Source organism: Pseudomonas sp. B35(2017), assembly GCF_002113645.1.
GTDB classification, from domain to species: Bacteria; Pseudomonadota; Gammaproteobacteria; order Pseudomonadales; family Pseudomonadaceae; genus Aquipseudomonas; species Aquipseudomonas ekonensis.
In genome coordinates this window covers 1-700 of the sequence record NZ_NEIZ01000050.1, presented here as the reverse complement: position 1 = coordinate 700, position 700 = coordinate 1, and the positions used below count along the sequence as shown (strand labels likewise).

Annotated in this window: 1 protein-coding gene and 1 pseudogene; both read left to right on the top strand. The window is 67.0% G+C overall.

What is annotated here, in order from left to right; translation table 11 throughout:
* Window positions 1-266 (top strand): annotated as a pseudogene (locus CAG41_RS29345) (hypothetical protein); the annotation flags it as partial.
* Window positions 267-480: 214 nt separating this feature from the next.
* Window positions 481-700 (top strand): hypothetical protein (locus CAG41_RS29055; protein WP_139835015.1); only part of this gene is annotated, 220 nt, incomplete at its 3' end.

Genomic DNA, 700 nt, shown 5'->3' with positions numbered 1-700 from the left:
CAACAGCATCAGCGCCACAGGCACCAACACCGGCCCGCTGGTCAGCACCAACGTCGGCGCAGCGCTGACCAACCTCAACAACAGCCTGACCAACACCGCCGCCGTGGCTGTGAAGTACGACGATGCTGCGACCAAGACCCAAGTGACCTTCAACCCGGCCGGCACAGCGGTGAAATTGACCAACGTCGCAGCCGGTGCCCTGAACGCCACCAGCACAGACGCCGTTAACGGCTCGCAACTGTTCGCGACCAACCAGACCGTCGACAGCCTCGTCAACAACGGCGCCGGCATCAAATACTTCCACGGCAACTCGACCCTGGCCGACAGCAGCGCGACCGGCCAGGACAGCATCGCCATCGGCCCGCTTGCGAGCGCGACGATTGCCAACGGTGTGGCGTTGGGTTCCAACTCGTCCGCCACCGGCGCCACGCTGGGTAACGCCGCTTACGGCGTCGGTGGCACGGCAACGGCGGGCGGGAAGTGAACATCGCCAACGGCGCCGACGGCCGTCGCATCACCGGCCTCGCCGCCGGCTCCAGCGCCACCGATGCCGTCAACGTCAGCCAACTGAACAAGGCCGGGCAGGACACCGCGACCGCACTGGGCGGCGGCGCAGCGTTGGATGCGAACACCGGTGCATGGACGGCACCGAGCTACTCCACCAACAGCATCAGCACCACGGGCGCCAACACTGGCCCGC